At 71.3% G+C, this 17,676-nt stretch carries 18 protein-coding genes; 17 read left to right on the forward strand and 1 reads right to left on the reverse strand.

Annotation, left to right across the window (positions count from 1 at the left end; genetic code table 11):
• The first annotated feature begins 136 nt into the window (after positions 1-136).
• The 14 genes from OG627_RS29690 to nusB all read left to right on the forward strand — a co-directional run bounded on the left by OG627_RS29690 (position 137) and on the right by nusB (position 13,805).
• Entirely contained in the window at positions 137-559 is a 423-nt protein-coding gene (locus tag OG627_RS29690) for a DUF948 domain-containing protein (protein WP_329070291.1), read from the forward strand.
• Between the two features lie 7 nt (positions 560-566).
• The gene (locus OG627_RS29695) at positions 567-893 is read left to right on the forward strand and encodes a DUF6167 family protein (RefSeq protein WP_329070293.1); all 327 of its coding nucleotides are present in this window, start codon (positions 567-569) and stop codon (positions 891-893) included.
• The gene (alaS, locus tag OG627_RS29700) at positions 893-3,562 is read left to right on the forward strand and encodes an alanine--tRNA ligase (RefSeq protein WP_329070295.1); all 2,670 of its coding nucleotides are present in this window, start codon (positions 893-895) and stop codon (positions 3,560-3,562) included. The genes OG627_RS29695 and alaS overlap by 1 nt, the downstream gene beginning before the upstream one ends.
• Positions 3,563-3,568: 6 nt before the next feature.
• Positions 3,569-4,033 (forward strand): Holliday junction resolvase RuvX, encoded by a 465-nt coding sequence (ruvX, locus tag OG627_RS29705; protein WP_329070297.1) that lies wholly within the window; start codon positions 3,569-3,571, stop codon positions 4,031-4,033.
• Between the two features lie 124 nt (positions 4,034-4,157).
• On the forward strand, positions 4,158-6,017 hold the full coding sequence (gene mltG, locus OG627_RS29710) for an endolytic transglycosylase MltG (protein WP_329070299.1): 1,860 nt from the start codon (positions 4,158-4,160) through the stop codon (positions 6,015-6,017).
• Entirely contained in the window at positions 5,995-6,831 is an 837-nt protein-coding gene (locus OG627_RS29715) for a shikimate dehydrogenase (RefSeq protein WP_329070300.1), read from the forward strand. The genes mltG and OG627_RS29715 overlap by 23 nt, the downstream gene beginning before the upstream one ends.
• Positions 6,832-7,026: 195 nt before the next feature.
• Entirely contained in the window at positions 7,027-8,211 is a 1,185-nt protein-coding gene (gene aroC / locus OG627_RS29720) for a chorismate synthase (RefSeq protein WP_329070302.1), read from the forward strand.
• Positions 8,208-8,801, forward strand: a complete 594-nt coding sequence (locus tag OG627_RS29725; RefSeq protein ID WP_329070304.1) for a shikimate kinase — start codon at positions 8,208-8,210, stop codon at positions 8,799-8,801. Before aroC ends, OG627_RS29725 begins: the two co-directional genes overlap by 4 nt.
• On the forward strand, positions 8,798-9,892 hold the full coding sequence (gene aroB, locus OG627_RS29730; protein ID WP_329070306.1) for a 3-dehydroquinate synthase: 1,095 nt from the start codon (positions 8,798-8,800) through the stop codon (positions 9,890-9,892). The genes OG627_RS29725 and aroB overlap by 4 nt, the downstream gene beginning before the upstream one ends.
• Positions 9,889-10,329, forward strand: a complete 441-nt coding sequence (gene aroQ / locus OG627_RS29735; RefSeq protein ID WP_329070308.1) for a type II 3-dehydroquinate dehydratase — start codon at positions 9,889-9,891, stop codon at positions 10,327-10,329. The genes aroB and aroQ overlap by 4 nt, the downstream gene beginning before the upstream one ends.
• Before the next feature lie 328 nt (positions 10,330-10,657).
• Positions 10,658-11,542, forward strand: coding sequence for an AAA family ATPase (locus OG627_RS29740; protein WP_329070311.1), 885 nt, complete (start codon positions 10,658-10,660; stop codon positions 11,540-11,542).
• A gap of 100 nt (positions 11,543-11,642) precedes the next feature.
• Positions 11,643-12,746, forward strand: a complete 1,104-nt coding sequence (locus OG627_RS29745) for a M24 family metallopeptidase (protein ID WP_329070313.1) — start codon at positions 11,643-11,645, stop codon at positions 12,744-12,746.
• 61 nt (positions 12,747-12,807) lie between these two features.
• Positions 12,808-13,374 (forward strand): elongation factor P, encoded by a 567-nt coding sequence (gene efp, locus OG627_RS29750; RefSeq protein WP_329070315.1) that lies wholly within the window; start codon positions 12,808-12,810, stop codon positions 13,372-13,374.
• A 2-nt stretch (positions 13,375-13,376) separates the two neighbouring features.
• The gene (nusB, locus tag OG627_RS29755; protein WP_329070317.1) at positions 13,377-13,805 is read left to right on the forward strand and encodes a transcription antitermination factor NusB; all 429 of its coding nucleotides are present in this window, start codon (positions 13,377-13,379) and stop codon (positions 13,803-13,805) included.
• A gap of 90 nt (positions 13,806-13,895) precedes the next feature.
• On the opposite strand, the gene bldD is transcribed toward nusB, so the two are convergent.
• Complete coding sequence (bldD, locus tag OG627_RS29760; protein ID WP_023542978.1) at positions 13,896-14,396, reverse strand: transcriptional regulator BldD; 501 nt, start codon at positions 14,394-14,396, stop codon at positions 13,896-13,898.
• A gap of 268 nt (positions 14,397-14,664) precedes the next feature.
• Between bldD and pyrR the strand changes: the two genes are divergently transcribed.
• From pyrR to OG627_RS29775, 3 genes are all read left to right on the forward strand, one after another.
• Positions 14,665-15,246 (forward strand): bifunctional pyr operon transcriptional regulator/uracil phosphoribosyltransferase PyrR, encoded by a 582-nt coding sequence (pyrR, locus tag OG627_RS29765; protein ID WP_329070318.1) that lies wholly within the window; start codon positions 14,665-14,667, stop codon positions 15,244-15,246.
• 122 nt (positions 15,247-15,368) lie between these two features.
• Positions 15,369-16,385: an aspartate carbamoyltransferase catalytic subunit gene (locus tag OG627_RS29770; protein ID WP_329070320.1), complete on the forward strand. Its 1,017-nt coding sequence runs from the start codon at positions 15,369-15,371 to the stop codon at positions 16,383-16,385.
• Positions 16,386-16,387: 2 nt separating this feature from the next.
• Positions 16,388-17,674, forward strand: a complete 1,287-nt coding sequence (locus OG627_RS29775; RefSeq protein ID WP_329070322.1) for a dihydroorotase — start codon at positions 16,388-16,390, stop codon at positions 17,672-17,674.
• Positions 17,675-17,676 lie beyond the last annotated feature (2 nt).

Here is a 17,676-nt window from a genome sequence, read left to right on the forward strand (position 1 = left end):
TCCGGCCGCTTTCCGCCGGAACCCCGGCCGCCCGCCGGTAATCCGGTACGGGACGTGACCACCGGCGCGATAGGGTCGGAGGACGACTTTCCAGTCGTCTTCCAGATGACCGTCGATGATCAGGGAGCGGTGCGGCGTGACCGGTGGAGAGGTTGCCGGGATCCTGGTGGCCGTGTTCTGGGCCATCCTGGTCTCCTTCCTGGCCGTGGTGCTGGTGAGACTGGCCCAGACGCTCAGGGCGACCACCAGACTGGTGGCGGACGTCACCGAACAGGCGGTGCCGCTGCTGGCCGACGCCTCGGCGACCGTCCGCGCGGCGCAGACCCAGCTCGACCGGGTCGACGCCATCGCGACGGACGTCCAGGAAGTCACCTCCAACGCCTCGGCGCTCTCCACCACGGTCGCCTCGACCTTCGGCGGACCGCTGGTGAAGGTCGCGGCCTTCGGATACGGCGTACGGCAGGCCATGGGCCGCAGAGGCGCACCGGCCGCCGGTGCGGGACCGGTGGTCGTCGGGCGCACCCTGCCGGCCGTCCGGCGCAGGAAGAAGAAGGGCTGACGCAGCGATGTTCCGCCGTACGTTCTGGTTCACCGCGGGCGCGGCCGCCGGAGTCTGGGCCACCGCCAAGGTCAACCGCAAGCTCAAGCAGCTGACCCCGGAGAGCCTTGCCGCGCAGGCCGCCAACAAGGCGATCGACGCCGGTCACAAGGTCCGGGAGTTCGCCGTCGACGTCAGGTCGGGCATGGTCCGGCGGGAAGCCGAACTGGGCGAGGCGCTCGGCCTGGAAGCGGCGGCAGACCCGGCGCTGCCCGCGCCCCGGCGCCTCGTCGCCATCGAGCACCCCCGAACCACGCACCCCTACAACCCGCACAACCGGAATGAGGACCACTGATGGAGTCGGCTGAAATTCGTCGCCGCTGGCTGAGCTTCTTCGAGGAGCGCGGTCACACCGTTGTCCCTTCGGCGTCGCTCATCGCGGACGACCCGACTCTGCTGCTGGTCCCGGCGGGCATGGTGCCCTTCAAGCCGTACTTCCTCGGCGAGGTCAAGCCGCCCGCCCCGCGCGCCACCAGCGTGCAGAAGTGCGTCCGCACGCCCGACATCGAAGAGGTCGGCAAGACCACCCGGCACGGCACGTTCTTCCAGATGTGCGGCAACTTCTCCTTCGGCGACTACTTCAAGGAAGGCGCCATCGCCTACGCCTGGGAGCTGCTCACCAGCTCCGTGGCGGACGGCGGTTACGGCCTGGAGCCGGAGAAGCTCTGGATCACCGTCTATCTGGACGACGACGAGGCCGAGCGGATCTGGCGCGAGAAGATCGGCGTGCCCGCCGAGCGCATCCAGCGCCTCGGCAAGAAGGACAACTTCTGGTCCATGGGTGTCCCCGGACCCTGCGGTCCCTGCTCCGAGATCAACTACGACCGGGGTCCCGAGTTCGGCGTCGAGGGCGGCCCCGCCGTCAACGACGAGCGCTACGTGGAGATCTGGAACCTGGTCTTCATGCAGTACGAGCGCGGCGCCGGCGAGGACAAGGAGAACTTCCCGATCCTCGGCGACCTGCCGTCGAAGAACATCGACACCGGTCTCGGACTCGAACGCCTCGCCATGATCCTCCAGGGCGTGCGGAACCTGTACGAGATCGACACCTCGATGGCCGTCATCGACAAGGCCACCGAACTGACCGGCGTACGCTACGGCGCCGCCCCGGCCTCGGACGTCTCCCTGCGCGTGGTCACCGACCACATGCGTACGTCGGTGATGCTCATCGGCGACGGCGTCACCCCCGGCAACGAGGGGCGCGGCTACGTACTGCGCCGCATCATGCGCCGCGCCATCCGCAACATGCGGCTGCTGGGCGCCACCGAGCCGGTCGTCGCCGAGCTGATCGACGTGGTCATCGGAACCATGGGCGAGCAGTACCCGGAGCTGAGGAGCGACCGCAAGCGCATCGAGACGGTGGCCCTCGCCGAGGAGGCCGCCTTCCTCAAGGCCCTCAAGGGCGGCACCAACATCCTCGACACCGCCGTCACCGAGACCAAGGCCGCCGGCGGCCGGGTCCTCTCCGGCGACAGGGCGTTCCTGCTCCACGACACCTGGGGCTTCCCGATCGACCTCACCCTGGAGATGGCCGCCGAACAGGGCCTGTCCGTGGACGAGGACGGGTTCCGCCGCCTGATGAAGGAGCAGCGCGAGCGCGCCAAGGCCGACGCCAAGGCCAAGAAGTCCGGCCACGCCGACCTCTCCGCCTACCGCGCCGTCGCCGACACCAGCGGCTCCACCGAGTTCACCGGGTACACCGCCACCGAGGGCGAGTCGACCGTCGTCGGCCTGCTCGTCGACGGCGTGTCCTCGCCCGCCGCCACCGAGGGCGACGAGGTCGAGGTCGTGCTCGACCGCACCCCGTTCTACGCCGAGGGCGGCGGCCAGCTCGCCGACCAGGGCCGGATCAGGCTCGACAGCGGCGCCGTCATCCAGGTCCGCGACGTCCAGCAGCCGGTCCCCGGCGTCTCCGTGCACAAGGGATTCGTGCAGGTCGGCGAGGTGACCGTGGGCGCTTCCGCGTACGCCGCCATCGATCTGACCCGCCGCCGGGCCATCGCCCGCGCCCACAGCGCCACCCACCTCACCCACCAGGCGCTGCGCGACGCCCTCGGCCCGACGGCCGCCCAGGCCGGGTCGGAGAACTCGCCGGGCCGCTTCCGCTTCGACTTCGGCTCGCCCGCCGCCGTACCCGGCACGGTCCTGCTCGACGTCGAGCAGAAGATCAACGAGGTGCTCGCCAGGGAGCTGGACGTCCAGGCCGAGGTCATGTCGATCGACGAGGCCAAGAAGCAGGGCGCCATCGCCGAGTTCGGCGAGAAGTACGGCGAGCGCGTCCGCGTCGTGACCATCGGGGACTTCTCCAAGGAGCTGTGCGGCGGTACGCACGTCCACAACACCGCCCAGCTCGGCCTGGTGAAGCTGCTCGGCGAGTCGTCCATCGGCTCGGGCGTGCGGCGCATCGAGGCCCTCGTCGGCGTGGACGCGTACAACTTCCTGGCCAAGGAGCACACCGTCGTCGCCCAGCTCCAGGAGCTGGTCAAGGGCCGCTCCGAGGAGCTGCCCGAGAAGATCGCCGGCATGCTCGGCAAGCTGAAGGACGCCGAGAAGGAGATCGAGAAGTTCCGCGCGGAGAAGGTGCTCGCCGCCGCCGCCGGACTGGTCGAGAGCGCCAAGGACGTCCGGGGCACCGCCCTGGTCACCGGGCAGGTGCCGGACGGCACCTCGGCCGACGACCTGCGCAAGCTGGTCCTCGACGTGCGCGGCCGCATCAGCGGCGACCGGCCGGCGGTCGTGGCCCTGTTCACCACGGCCAACGGACGCCCGCTGACGGTCATCGCCACCAACGAGGCCGCCCGTGGCCGCGGCCTCAAGGCCGGTGACCTGGTCCGTACCGCCGCCAAGACGCTCGGCGGCGGCGGTGGCGGCAAGCCCGACGTCGCCCAGGGCGGCGGTCAGAACCCCGAGGCGATCGGAGACGCCGTGGCCGCCGTCGAGCGCCTCGTCGCCGAGACGGCCTGACGCCGGATGAGACGCGGACGCCGGCTCGCGATCGATGTCGGGGACGCCCGGATCGGGGTCGCCTCGTGCGACCCCGACGGGATCCTCGCCACGCCGGTGGAGACCGTGCCGGGACGTGACGTCCCGGCCGCCCACCGGCGGCTGCGCCAGATCGTGGCGGAGTACGAACCGGTCGAAGTGCTGATCGGTCTGCCGCGCTCCCTCAACGGGGGCGAGGGACCGGCGGCGGCGAAGGTACGCGGGTTCGCCCAGGAGGTCGCGCGGGGCATCGCCCCGCTGCCGGTACGACTGGTCGATGAGCGGATGAGTACGGTGACGGCCAGTCAGGGACTGCGCGCTTCGGGCGTTAAGTCCAAGAAAGGCCGGTCCGTTATCGACCAAGTGGCGGCGATTGTCATCCTCCAGAGCGCGTTGGAGGCCGAACGGGTATCAGGTAATCCTCCCGGCGAGAGCGTCGAAGTGGTCATCTGATCGCGGTACGGTAACGTTCCGCGCGATGCGGCAGTGTTCGAACAGCTGCCGCACAGAAAAGAGACGAAACGGACGCCGTGCCACGGGGCTGAGTGGCCGTTCGCCTCGCGGCTCAAGGGGATCGATGACTGACTATGGCCGGGGCCCCGGCTCCGAACCGTGGCACCCCGAGGACCCTTTGTACGGGGACCAGGGGTGGGCGGCACAGCAGGCCACTGACGCCCACGCTCCCTACGGCGGGCCGCAGCAGCATCAGCAGTACCCGCAGCAGGCTCAGCAGCAGACGTACACGGGCGAGCCCGATCCGTACCAGCAGCAGTACCACCAGCAGCATCAGCAGCAGGGTGGGCAGCAGCAGTACGAGCCCCAGCAGTACGATCAGCAGCAGTACGGCCAGCAGCAGTACGGGGCACAGCAGTACGGCGACCCCCAGTACGGCAACGGCCAGTACGGCGACCAGGGGCAGGCCCAGCAGCCGCAGCAGCACTCCCAGCCGCAGCAGCACCAGCAGCAGCAGGGCGGGTACCAGAACCCGCCGTACCAGGACCCCCAGTACCCGGACCCGCAGTACAACGACCCCCAGTACAACGGTGGTTGGGACTCGGGCCAGCAGGCCGAGATGCCGTACGGAGGCAACTCCTCCGGCCCCTACGAGGGCCAGCAGGGCGGCTACGGCGAGAGCCACGACCACTACGCCACTCCGGACGCCTACCCCCCGCCCCAGCCCCCGGGCCAGCGCCGGGCCGAGCCCGAACCGCAGCCGGAGAACGAGGCGGCGGAGCCGAAGCAGGACGAGGAGGAGAAGGAGAACCATCCCTTCTTCACCGGCGGCGGCTCCGACGGCGACGAGCCGGACGCCGAGGCCGAGGGGCGAGGCGGTGGCCGGAGCAAGTCGAAGAAGAAAAAGGGCCGCAACGGCATCGCCTGCCTCGTGGTGGCCGTGGTGCTGGTCGGCGGCGTGGGCGGCGTCTCCTACGTCGGTTTCCAGTTCTGGCAGAGCAAGTTCGGCCCGCCGCCGGACTTCGCGGGGTCCGGCTCCGGCTCCGTCCAGGTCGAGATCCCGCAGGGCGCGGGCGGCTACGAGATCGGCGCCATCCTGGTGAAGAACGGGATCGTCAAGAGCCAGCGCGCCTTCGTCTCCGCCCAGAAGGGAAACCCGAAGGGCAACACGATCCAGGCGGGCGTCTACACCCTCAGCAAGGAGATGTCCGCGGCGAACGCCGTGAAGACCATGCTGAGCCCCAACAGCCGCAACGCCCTGATCATCCCCGAGGGCACCCGCAACGTCGCGGTCTACGCCAAGATCGACAAACAGCTCGGCCTCACCGCGGGCACCACGCAGGGCATCGCGAAGAAGGAAGCGGCCAACCTCGGCCTGCCGAAGTGGGCCAAGAGCGGCTCCCCGATAAAGGATCCGCTGGAGGGCTTCCTCTATCCCGCGAGCTACCCGGTCGCCAAGGGCACGAAACCCGAAGCCGTCCTGAAGAAGATGGTCTCCCGGGCGAACGCGGAATACAACAAGCTGGATCTTGAGGAGAACGCCAAGAAGCACGACCTCGAAGGTCCCTGGCAGCTCCTCACCGTCGCCAGCCTCGTCCAGGCCGAGGGCAAGACCCACGACGATTTCCGTAAGATGGCCGAAGTCGTCTACAACCGGCTCAAGCCCAGCAACACGGAGACGAACCAGCTGCTTCAGTTCGACTCCGCGTTCAACTACCTCAAGGGCCAGAGCAAGATCGACATCAGCGAGTCCGAGATCAACAAGAATCAGGACCCGTACAACACCTACACCCAGAAGGGCCTCACCCCCGGGCCCATCGGCAACCCGGGCAACGAGGCGCTGGCCGCGGCCCTGAACCCGACGGACGACGGCTGGCTCTACTTCGTGGCGACCGACGGTCAGCACAAGACCGAGTTCGCCAAGACCTATGCCGAGTTCGAACCACTCAGGGACAAGTTCAATGACCGGAAGAGCAACGGCTGAGGGGCGCCGCGCGGCCGTCCTGGGGTCGCCCATCGCACACTCACTCTCACCCGTGCTGCACCGAGCCGCCTACCGCGAACTCGGCCTCGCCCACTGGTCGTACGACCGTTTCTACGTGGACGAGGCCGGGCTCCCCGGTTTCTTCGCCGGGCTCGACGCCTCCTGGGCCGGTCTCTCGCTGACCATGCCGCTCAAGCGTGCCGTCTTCCCGCTGCTCGACGAGGTCTCCGACACCGCCGCGTCGGTGGAGGCCGTCAACACGGTCGTCCTCGGCGCTGACGGCCGGCGCACCGGGGACAACACCGATATCCCCGGCATGGTCGCGGCGCTGCGCGAGCGGGGCGTCGAGAAGGTCGAGTCCGCCGCCGTCCTGGGCGCGGGCGCGACCGCCTCGTCCGCGCTCGCGGCGCTCTCCCGTATCTGTACGGGCCCGGTCACCGCGTATGTACGCAGCGACGCCCGCGCCGCCGAGATGCGGGGCTGGGGCGAACGGCTCGGCGTGGACGTCCGTACCGCCGGCTGGTCGGCGGCCACCGCGGCCTTCGACGCCCCGCTGGTGATCGCCACCACCCCGGCGGGCACCACCGACGCCCTCGCCGCGAGCGTTCCCGACCGGCCCGGCACGCTCTTCGACGTGCTCTACGAACCCTGGCCGACGCCGCTGGCCTCGGCCTGGTCGCGGGCCGGCGGAGAGATCGTCTCCGGCCTCGATCTGCTCGTGCACCAGGCCGTACTCCAGGTGGAGCGGATGACGGGACTGGCGCCGGCGCCGCTGGACGTGATGCGCGCGGCCGGCGAGGACGCGCTGCGCTGACCGGCGCCCTCCGGTGGCCGACGGTCGTCCGCGCACCGGACGGATGCCCGTTCGAAGGCGGCGACGTGGGAGAATCGGCCCCGGCGGGCCGTGGCCGCGCACCCGGTCGTGCCGCCAGAGCCGCGCCGGGCGACTGCCCGGCGCAAAGCCTGTCAGGAGGCACTGGCAGTCCAGGCGCGAGTATGAGGAGCACCGTTGAGCAGGTTGCGCTGGCTGACCGCGGGGGAGTCGCACGGCCCCGCACTCGTGGCGACGCTGGAGGGTCTTCCCGCCGGTGTGCCCATCACCACGGAGATGGTGGCGGACCACCTGGCCCGGCGGCGCCTCGGTTACGGCCGCGGTGCGCGGATGAAATTCGAGCAGGACGAGATCACGTTCCTCGGCGGCGTACGGCACGGCCTGACCATGGGCTCGCCCGTCGCGATCATGGTGGGCAACACCGAGTGGCCCAAGTGGGAGCAGGTCATGTCGGCCGATCCGGTCGACCCCGCCGTGCTGGCCGACTCGGCCCGCAACGCGCCGCTGACCCGCCCCAGGCCCGGCCACGCCGACCTCGCGGGGATGCAGAAGTACGGCTTCGACGAGGCCAGGCCGGTCCTGGAGCGGGCCAGCGCGCGGGAGACCGCGGCGCGGGTCGCGCTCGGCGCCGTGGCGCGCTCGTACCTGAAGGAGACGGCCGGGATCGAGATCGTGTCCCATGTCGTCGAGCTGGCCGCGGCCAAGGCCCCGTACGGGGTGTACCCCACCCCGGCCGATGTGGCGAAGCTGGACGCGGACCCGGTGCGCTGCCTGGACACCGAGGCGAGCGAGGCGATGGTCGCCGAGATCGACCAGGCCCACAAGGACGGCGACACGCTCGGCGGCGTCGTCGAGGTCCTGGCCTACGGCGTGCCCGTCGGGCTCGGCTCGCACGTCCACTGGGACCGCAGGCTGGACGCGCGGCTGGCCGCCGCGCTCATGGGGATTCAGGCGATCAAGGGCGTCGAGGTCGGTGACGGTTTCGGGCTCGCCCGGGTGCCCGGCTCGCAGGCGCACGACGAGATCGTCGCGACCGACGAGGGCATCAGGCGCTCCTCGGGCCGCTCCGGCGGTACCGAGGGCGGGCTGACCACCGGTGAACTGCTGCGCGTCAGGGCCGCGATGAAGCCCATCGCGACCGTGCCGCGCGCGCTCGCCACCGTCGACGTCGCCACCGGCGAGGCCACCAAGGCGCACCACCAGCGCTCCGACGTGTGCGCCGTGCCGGCCGCCGGCATCGTCGCCGAGGCCATGGTCGCGCTGACCCTGGCCGACGCGGTCGCGGAGAAGTTCGGCGGCGACAGCGTCGCCGAGACGAGCCGCAACGTCCGCTCGTACCTCGACCACCTCCAGATCCGATGAGCGCACCGGTCGTCGTGCTCGTCGGCCCGATGGGGGTCGGCAAGTCCACCGTCGGCGAGCTGCTCTCCGCGCGTCTCGGCACGGCCTTCCGCGACAGCGACGCCGACATCGTCGCCGCCCAGGGGCGGCCGATCGCCGACATCTTCGTGGACGAGGGCGAGACCCACTTCCGGGAGCTGGAGCGGGAAGCGGTACGGGTCGCGCTGGCCGAGCACAGCGGTGTGCTGGCGCTCGGCGGCGGCGCGGTCCTCGACACGAGCACGCGCGAGCTGCTCGCCGGGCTGCCCGTCGTCTATCTGACGATGGAGGTCGGTGAGGCGGTCAGGCGCTCCGGGCTGAACACCGCGCGTCCGCTGCTGGCCGTCAACCCCCGCCAGCAGTGGAAGCTGCTGATGGAGGCGCGCCGCCACTACTACACGGACGTGGCCCGGGTGGTCGTCCCGACGGACGACCGCACCCCGGAAGAGGTCGCGGAGGCGGTGCTGGACGCGCTGAAGCTGAAGCGGGTGCCGACGCAGGAAGCGGATCAGTCCGACGACCCGGGCACCCCCGGCGACCCCGGCGCCCCGGGCAAGGAGAACAAGGTATGACGGACCAGACAGTCACCCGTATCCAGGTCGGCGGCACCGCGGGGCACGACCCGTACGAGGTGCTGGTCGGCCGGCAGCTGCTCGGTGAGCTGCCCACGCTGATCGGCCCCCGGGCCAAGCGCGTCGCGGTCCTGCACCCCGAGGCGCTCGCCGGGACCGGCGAGGCGCTGCGGCAGGACCTCGCCGACCAGGGGTACGAGGCCGTCGCCATCCAGGTGCCCAACGCCGAGGAGGCCAAGACCGTCGAGGTCGCCGCCTACTGCTGGAAGGCGCTCGGGCAGACCGGCTTCACCCGTACCGATGTGATCGTCGGCGTGGGCGGCGGCGCCACCACCGACCTGGCCGGCTTCGTCGCGGCCACCTGGCTGCGCGGGGTGCGCTGGATCGCCGTACCGACGACCGTGCTCGCCATGGTCGACGCGGCGGTCGGCGGCAAGACCGGGATCAACACCGCCGAGGGCAAGAACCTCGTCGGCGCCTTCCACCCGCCCGCCGGGGTCCTGTGCGACCTCGCCGCGCTGGACTCGCTGGGCGTCCACGACTACGTCAGCGGGCTCGCCGAGATCATCAAGGCGGGCTTCATCGCCGACCCGGCCATCCTCGCCCTGGTCGAGTCCGACCCGGAGGCCGCCCGTACCCCCGCCGGGCCGCACACCGCCGAACTGATCGAGCGTTCGATCCGGGTCAAGGCCGAGGTCGTCTCCAACGACCTGAAGGAGTCCGGGCTCCGCGAGATCCTCAACTACGGCCACACCCTCGCGCACGCCATCGAGAAGAACGAGCGCTACAAGTGGCGGCACGGCGCGGCCGTCTCGGTCGGCATGGTCTTCGCCGCCGAACTGGGCCGTCTCGCGGGCCGGCTGGACGACGCGACCGCCGACCGGCACCGCTCCGTACTGGAGTCCGTCGGGCTGCCGCTGACCTACCGGGGCGACCAGTGGCCCAAGCTGCTGGAGACCATGAAGGTCGACAAGAAGTCGCGCGGCGACCTGCTGCGCTTCATCGTGCTGGACGGGCTGGCGAAGCCGACCGTGCTGGAGGGCCCCGACCCGGCGGTGCTGCTCGCCGCGTACGGGGAGGTGTCGGCGTGAGCCGTCGGGTCCTCGTCCTCAACGGGCCCAATCTGGGGCGGCTGGGCTCCCGGGAGCCCGACGTCTACGGATCGACCTCGTACCAGGGCCTGGTGGACGTCTGCCGGACGCTCGGCGGGGAGCTGGGCCTCGATGTGGAGGTGCGCGAGACGAACGACGAGGGCGAGCTGATCCGCTGGCTCCACGAGGCGGCGGACGCGGCGCTCCCGGTCGTGCTCAACCCGGGCGCTTTCACGCACTATTCGTACGCGATGCGGGACGCGGCGGCGCAGCGCACCGCGCCGCTGATCGAGGTGCACCTCTCCAACCCGTACGCGCGCGAGGAGTTCCGGCACACCTCGGTGGTCGCGGCCGTCGCCAGCGGTACGGTCGCGGGCTTCGGCATCGGCTCGTACCGGCTCGCGCTGCGTGCCCTCGCGGAGGAACTGGCGGGCTGACGGGGCGCGGTGGGCGACGGCGGGGCACGTCGAACGGCCCCCCGCCGTTCCCACCGAGAGCCTGTCGGGTGACCTTCGACCGGGTAGCGGATGCGGTCTGGTACGTGCGATTCCAAGGCGGAGGAGGGAATCGACGCGGAGCGTCGACGACCGACGACAACGCCGGAAGCGCGCGTGCCAGGGCGTGGCCGCCCGGTCAGAGGTCACCCGACAGGCTCTGTGGCGGCCGGGGGCGGTACCGTTCGGTAGCGCGCCGACCCGGGCCCTCGTACCGGAGGGCCGGTGGCCGGCCGACCAGCGTCAGTCGCACGAGACGGAGTGGCACCGGATGCAGCATTCACTCGGGGATCCGCTGCCTTCTCCCCAGGGACCCGGACCCGGCGTGTGGGGGCCTCAGGCCCCGCCGCCGGGCGCGGGCCCGCAGCCCGCCCCGGGGTGGACCACCGGAGCCCATCCGGCGTCCGGACCGCACCACCCGGCTCCCGCGCCCGGGGCACCCATGCCGCCGCCGAGGCAGGCGCCGCCCATGCCGCCGCCGGGCCCCCCTGCCGGGGCGCCGTCCGGGCCGCCCCCGGACGCCACCGGCCATGTCCGGCTGCCTCCCGGCGGGCCCGTCCCGCTGCCCGCCCCGCCCCAGGCCGAGGCCGGCACGGGTACGGCGACCCTCGCCGTCCTGCTGATCGGCCCGGCCGGCGCGGGCAAGACGACCGTGGCGCGCCACTGGGCGCAGAGCCGTCGCGTGCCCACCGCGCACATCAGCCTCGACGACGTCCGCGAGTGGGTCTGCGCCGGATTCGCGGATCCGCAGACCGGGTGGAACGAGCACTCCGAGGCGCAGTACCGGCTGGCCCGCCGCACCTGCGGCTTCGCCGCGCGCAACTTCCTCGCCAACGGCATCTCCTGCATCCTGGACGACGCCGTCTTCCCGGACCGCCCGGTGGTCGGCCTCGGCGGCTGGAAGCGCCATGTAGGGCCAGGACTGCTGCCCGTCGTCCTGCTCCCCGGTCTGGAGATCGTGCTGGAACGCAACGCCGAGCGCAGCGGCAACCGGCGGCTCGCCGACGAGGAGGTGGCCGGGATCCACGGCCGGATGGCGGGCTGGTACGGCTCGGGGCTGCCGATCATCGACAACTCCGGCTATGACGTGGAGACCACCGCCCGGGTCCTGGACGATGTCCTGGCCCGCTCCCTGGCCAGCCCGCCCAGTTGGTGACAGGGGCCCGCCGCGCGTAGTGCCCCGGCCGCCGACGGGCTCTCGCCCGTCCGGACGCGCTGAACCGGCCGGGTGACGGGAACGCTCGTACGATCGGGTCATGTCAGACGTGTACGCGGCCCGCCGCGCGCGGCTGCGGGACCGGTATGCCGCGGCGGGCAGTACCGCGGCTCTGGTCTCGCGCCCCGCCAACGTCCGCTATCTCGCGGGCGGGGCGCCGCCGGGTGCCGTGCTGCTGCTCGGGCCCGACGAGGACACGCTGCTCTGCCCCCTGACCGCCGACGACGACGGAGACGGGCGGCTCGACGAACGACTGCGGATCTCCGTGCTGCCCACCGCCGCCGGGGACCCCGCGGTGGCCGCCGCCGGGCTGCTCGTCGCCTCGGCCGCCGAGTCGCTGGCCGTCGAGGAGCATCATCTGACCGTCTCCCGGCACCGGGCGATCGGTTCGGTCGCGCCCCGGCTCGCCCTCACGGATCTGGCCGGCGCCGTGGAACAGCAGCGGATCGTCAAGGACGAGGGGGAGATCGCCTGTCTGCGGATCGCGGCGGAGATCGCCGATCAGGCGCTGGGCGAACTCCTGGAGTCGATCCTGGTGGGCCGCACCGAGCGCCATCTGGCGCTGGAGCTGGAGCGGCGCCTCATCGACCACGGCGCCGACGGCCCCGCGTTCCCGACCAGCGTCGCCACCGGACCCCACTCCGGCCGTCCCGGGCACCGTCCTTCGGACCGACGGGTCGAGGAAGGTGATTTCCTCTTCGTGGGTCTGGGCGCCGACTACCGCGGATACCGGTGTCTGATCGGCCGTACATTCGTCATCGGGACCTCTCCCGCCGACTGGCAGATCGAGCTGTACGAACTCGTCTTCGCGGCACAACGCGCAGGTCGGGAGGGGCTCTTGCCGGGTACGGGCTACCGCGACGTGGACCGCGCGACCCGGCAGCCGCTGGAGGCGGCGGGGTACGGCGAGGGGCTCGCGCCCCGTACCGGACACGGGGTCGGGCTGGAAATCGAGGAGGACCCGCAGCTCGCCCCCGCCGCCATGGGTAAACTGGACGCTTGTGTGCCGGTCACCGTCGGACCGGGGGTCCACCTCCCGGGCCGGGGCGGTGTCCGGATCGATGACACGCTCGTCGTCCGCCCCGAGGCGGACGGCGGACCCGAGCTACTCACCATCACGACCAAGGAACTGCTCGCGCTCTAGGACATGTCCTGGCGCGTCGCCTCGGTCGTCCACCAGCTTCAGTCCAGGAGATTCCGCAACCGTGGCTTCCACGAACGACCTCAAGAACGGCCTGGTGCTCAAGCTCGACGGGGGCCAGCTCTGGTCCGTCGTCGAGTTCCAGCACGTCAAGCCCGGTAAGGGCCCGGCCTTTGTGCGCACCAAGCTGAAGAACGTGCTCTCCGGCAAGGTCGTCGACAAGACCTTCAACGCCGGTGTGAAGGTCGAGGTGGCCACCGTTGACCGCCGCGACATGCAGTTCTCGTACATGGACGGCGAGTACTTCGTCTTCATGGACCTGGACACGTACGACCAGCTGATGATCGACCGCAAGTCGGTCGGCGACGCGGCGAACTTCCTGATCGAGGGCTTCACCGCCACGGTCGCCACCCACGAGGGCGAGGTGCTCTACGTCGAGCTGCCCGCCGCCGTCGAGCTGGTCATCCAGCACACCGACCCGGGGGTCCAGGGCGACCGCTCCACCGGTGGCACCAAGCCGGCGACGCTGGAGACCGGTTACGAGATCGGTGTTCCGCTCTTCATCACCACCGGCGAGAAGATCAAGGTCGACACCCGCTCGGGCGATTACCTCGGCCGGGTGAACAGCTAACCGTGGCTGCCCGGAGCAACGCCCGCAAGCGGGCCTTCCAGATCCTCTTCGAGGCCGACCAGCGCGGGGAATCCGTGCAGACGGTCCTCGCGGACTGGGTGCGCCACTCCCGGAGCGACGACCGACAGCCCGCTGTCAACGAGTACACGATGGAGCTGGTCGAGGGGTACGCGGAGTTCGCGGCCCGGATCGACGAGCTGATCTCCACCTACGCCGTGGACTGGACGCTCGACCGGATGCCGGTCGCCGACCGGAACATCGTCCGGCTGGGCGCCTACGAGCTGGTGTGGGAGGACGGGACGCCGGACGCGGTGGCGATCGACGAGGCGGTACAGCTCGCCAAGGAGTTCTCCACCGACGAGTCCCCGGCCTTCGTCAACGGCCTGCTGGGCCGCTTCAAGGGCCTCAAGCAGAATCTGCGCCGCGCCTAGGCCGCCGTCCGAAGCGCCACGACGCACCGGAGGGCGGCCCCGTACACATGGATGTACGGGGCCGCCCTCCGGAGGTGACGTTTCTGCCGGTCAGCCCTCGTCGTGGGCGACCGCGCGACGCGCGTCCGCGTCCAGGACGCCCCAGCTGATGAGCTGCTCGGTCAGGACCGAGGGCGACTGGTCGTAGATCACGGCGAGGGTGCGCAGATCGTCCTGGCGGATCGACAGGACCTTGCCGTTGTAATCGCCGCGCTGGCTCTGGATCGTCGCCGCGTAGCGCTGGAGGGGGCCCGCCTTCTCCTGCGGGACATGGGCCAGCCGCTCCAGGTCGAGAACGAGCTTCGGCGGCGGCTCAGCGGCTCCGCCGGGCGTCGTGCCGGGAAGGAGCTCCTGCACCGGGACCCCGTAGAAATCCGCCAGCTCGGCGAGGCGCTGCACCGTGACCGCACGGTCCCCGCGCTCGTACGAGCCGACCACCACTGCCTTCCAGCGGCCCTGGGACTTCTCCTCCACGCCATGGAGCGAGAGGCCCTGCTGGGTGCGGATGGCGCGGAGTTTGGCCCCGAGCTGCTTTGCGTATTCGCTGGACATATAGCTCCCCGGACGCTGGAACATCGTGCGGCTCCGCCGCGTGGTTGGTAACTCACTGTGAGGTTACGCAGCGTTACTTGGATGCGTCAAGCCGAAAGTGGAGTGACAAGGTCGGCACCGGCTCCGTACCGCGCTCCGTACCGCGCCCCGACCGGGTCGGAGCGGGGGTGGGCCCGGGTGGCGGACGGACGCCCTGCTAGCCTGGGTGGCGTAATTTCGACGTCCTTTAAGATCCGTCCCGTGAGGCGGAGAAGGAGGTCCGTTTCGTATGGACACCAGCCCCACCAGTGAGAGCGGCGCCCGCGCCGTCCTGGAAGCCCCCGACATCGCCCGGGTGCTGACCCGTATCGCCCACGAGATCGTCGAACGCGCCAAGGGCGCCGACGACGTGATGCTCCTCGGCATTCCGACCCGAGGCGTCTTCCTGGCCCGGCGACTGGCCGAAAAGCTCGCTGAGATCACCGGCCGCTCCATCCCGGTCGGCTCCCTCGACATCACCATGTACCGCGACGACCTGCGGCTGCGGCCCGCCCGCACGCTGGCCCGCACCGACATCCCGGGCGACGGTGTCGACGGCCAACTCGTCGTCCTCGTGGACGACGTCCTCTTCTCCGGCCGCACGATCCGCGCCGCGCTCGACGCCCTCGGCGACATCGGGCGCCCCCGGGCCGTCCAGCTGGCCGTCCTGGTCGACCGGGGCCACCGCGAGCTGCCGATCCGCGCGGACTACGTCGGCAAGAACCTCCCCACGTCACTGCGGGAGACGGTGCGCGTCCAGCTCGCCGAGGAGGACGGCCGGGACACCGTGCTGCTCGGCCTCAAGCCGCCCGCCGGCTCCGGCGAGCAGTAGCGCGCGCCCCACCGTCCCCGTACGCCTCCGTCCCGTACGGACGCGTCCGCGCGCCGTCCTGCCACGGACGGGTCCGCGCGCCCGCACGCCCGCACACCCCAGACAACCGGAGCGCTCTCCAGATGCTGCGTCTTCCAGGGGCAAGCCCCCGCACGCCCGGCCATCTCATCTCCGCAGGCGACCTCAGCCGCGAGGAGGCCGTACTGATCCTCGACACCGCCGAGGAGATGGCCCGGGTCGCCGACCGGCCCATCAAGAAGCTGCCGACCCTGCGCGGCCGCACCGTCGTGAACCTCTTCTTCGAGGACTCGACCCGCACCCGGATCTCCTTCGAGGCCGCGGCCAAGCGGCTGTCGGCCGACGTGATCAACTTCTCCGCGAAGGGCTCGTCCGTCTCCAAGGGCGAGTCGCTCAAGGACACCGCGCTGACCCTGGAGGCGATGGGCGCCGACGCCGTCGTCATCCGCCACCCCGCCTCGGGCGCCCCGTACCGGCTCGCCACCTCCGGCTGGATCGACGGCGCGGTCGTCAACGCCGGTGACGGCACCCACGAACACCCCACGCAGGCGCTGCTGGACGCCTTCACCCTGCGCCGCCGCCTGGTCGGCGCGGACGCGGGCCTCGGGCGCGACCTCGAAGGACGGCGCGTCACGATCGTCGGCGACATCCTGCACAGCCGGGTCGCCCGCTCCAACGTCCTGCTGCTGCACACGCTCGGCGCCCGGGTCACGCTGGTCGCCCCGCCCACCCTCGTCCCCATCGGCGTCGAGCACTGGCCGTGCGAGGTCTCGTACGATCTGGACCGGGTGCTGCCCACGTCCGACGCCGTGATGATGCTGCGCGTGCAGCGCGAACGGATGAACGCCGCGTTCTTCCCGACCGAGCGCGAGTACGCGCGCCGCTACGGCCTGGACGGCGACCGCATGCGGCGGATGCCCGGCACGTCGATCGTCATGCACCCGGGGCCGATGAACCGCGGTATGGAGATCACCGCCGAGGTCGCGGACTCCGACCGCTGCACCGCCGTCGAGCAGGTCGCCAACGGAGTCTCGATCCGGATGGCCGTGCTCTATCTGCTGCTGGGCGGCAACGAGCCCGCCGTCACCACTTCCCGCCCGTCGTCCGAGGAGACCAAGTAACCATGAGCAAGATCCTGATCCGGGGCGCGAAGATCCTCGGCGGCGAGGCGCGCGACGTCCTGATCGACGGCGAGACCATCGAGGCCGTGGGCACGGGGCTGGACGCCGCCGGCGCCACCGTCGTGGAGGCCGCGGGGCAGATCCTGCTGCCCGGTCTGGTCGATCTGCACACCCATCTGCGCGAGCCCGGCCGCGAGGACTCCGAGACCGTGCTCACCGGCACGAAGGCCGCCGCCGTGGGCGGCTTCACCGCCGTCCACGCCATGGCCAACACCTTCCCCGTCGCGGACACCGCCGGGGTCGTCGAGCAGGTCTGGCGGCTGGGCCGGGAGTCCGGCTACTGCGACGTGCAGCCGGTCGGCGCCGTCACCGTCGGCCTGGAGGGCAAGCACCTCGCCGAGCTGGGCGCCATGCACGACTCCGCCGCCAACGTCCGGGTCTTCTCCGACGACGGCAAGTGCGTGGACGACGCGGTGATCATGCGCAGGGCGCTGGAGTACGTCAAGGCGTTCGACGGCGTCATCGCCCAGCACGCCCAGGAGCCCCGGCTCACCGAGGGCGCCCAGATGAACGAGGGCGTCGTCTCCGCCGAGCTGGGCCTCGGCGGCTGGCCCGCGGTGGCCGAGGAATCGATCATCGCCCGCGACGTCCTGCTCGCCGCGCACGTCGGGTCCCGGGTGCACATCTGCCACCTCTCCACCGCCGGCTCGGTCGAGCTGGTGCGCTGGGCCAAGTCCAAGGGGTGGAACGTCACCGCCGAGGTCACCCCGCACCACCTGCTGCTCACCGATGAACTCGTACGGTCGTACAACCCCGTCTACAAGGTGAACCCGCCCCTGCGCACCGAGGCCGACGTCCTCGCCCTGCGCGCCGCCCTCGCTGACGGCACGATCGACTGCGTCGCCACCGACCACGCCCCGCACCCGCACGAGGACAAGGACTGCGAGTGGGCCGCCGCCGCCATGGGCATGGTGGGGCTGGAGACCGCCCTGTCGGTGGTCCAGGAGACGATGGTCGAGACCGGACTGCTCGACTGGGCCGGGGTGGCCGACCGGATGTCGCTGCGCCCAGCGCGCATCGGCCGTCTCGAAGGACACGGCCGTCCCGTCTCGGCAGGCGAGCCCGCCAACCTGACCCTGGTCGATCCGGCATACCGTGGAGCGGTGGACCCCGCGGGCTTCGCCTCCCGCAGCCGTAACACCCCCTACGAGGGCCGAGAGCTGCCGGGACGCGTGACCCACACCTTCCTCCGGGGCCGCGCCACGGTCGTCGACGGGAAGCTGGCGTGACA

The organism is Streptomyces sp. NBC_01429 (assembly GCF_036231945.1).
In the GTDB taxonomy this organism is placed as follows: Bacteria; Actinomycetota; Actinomycetes; order Streptomycetales; family Streptomycetaceae; genus Streptomyces.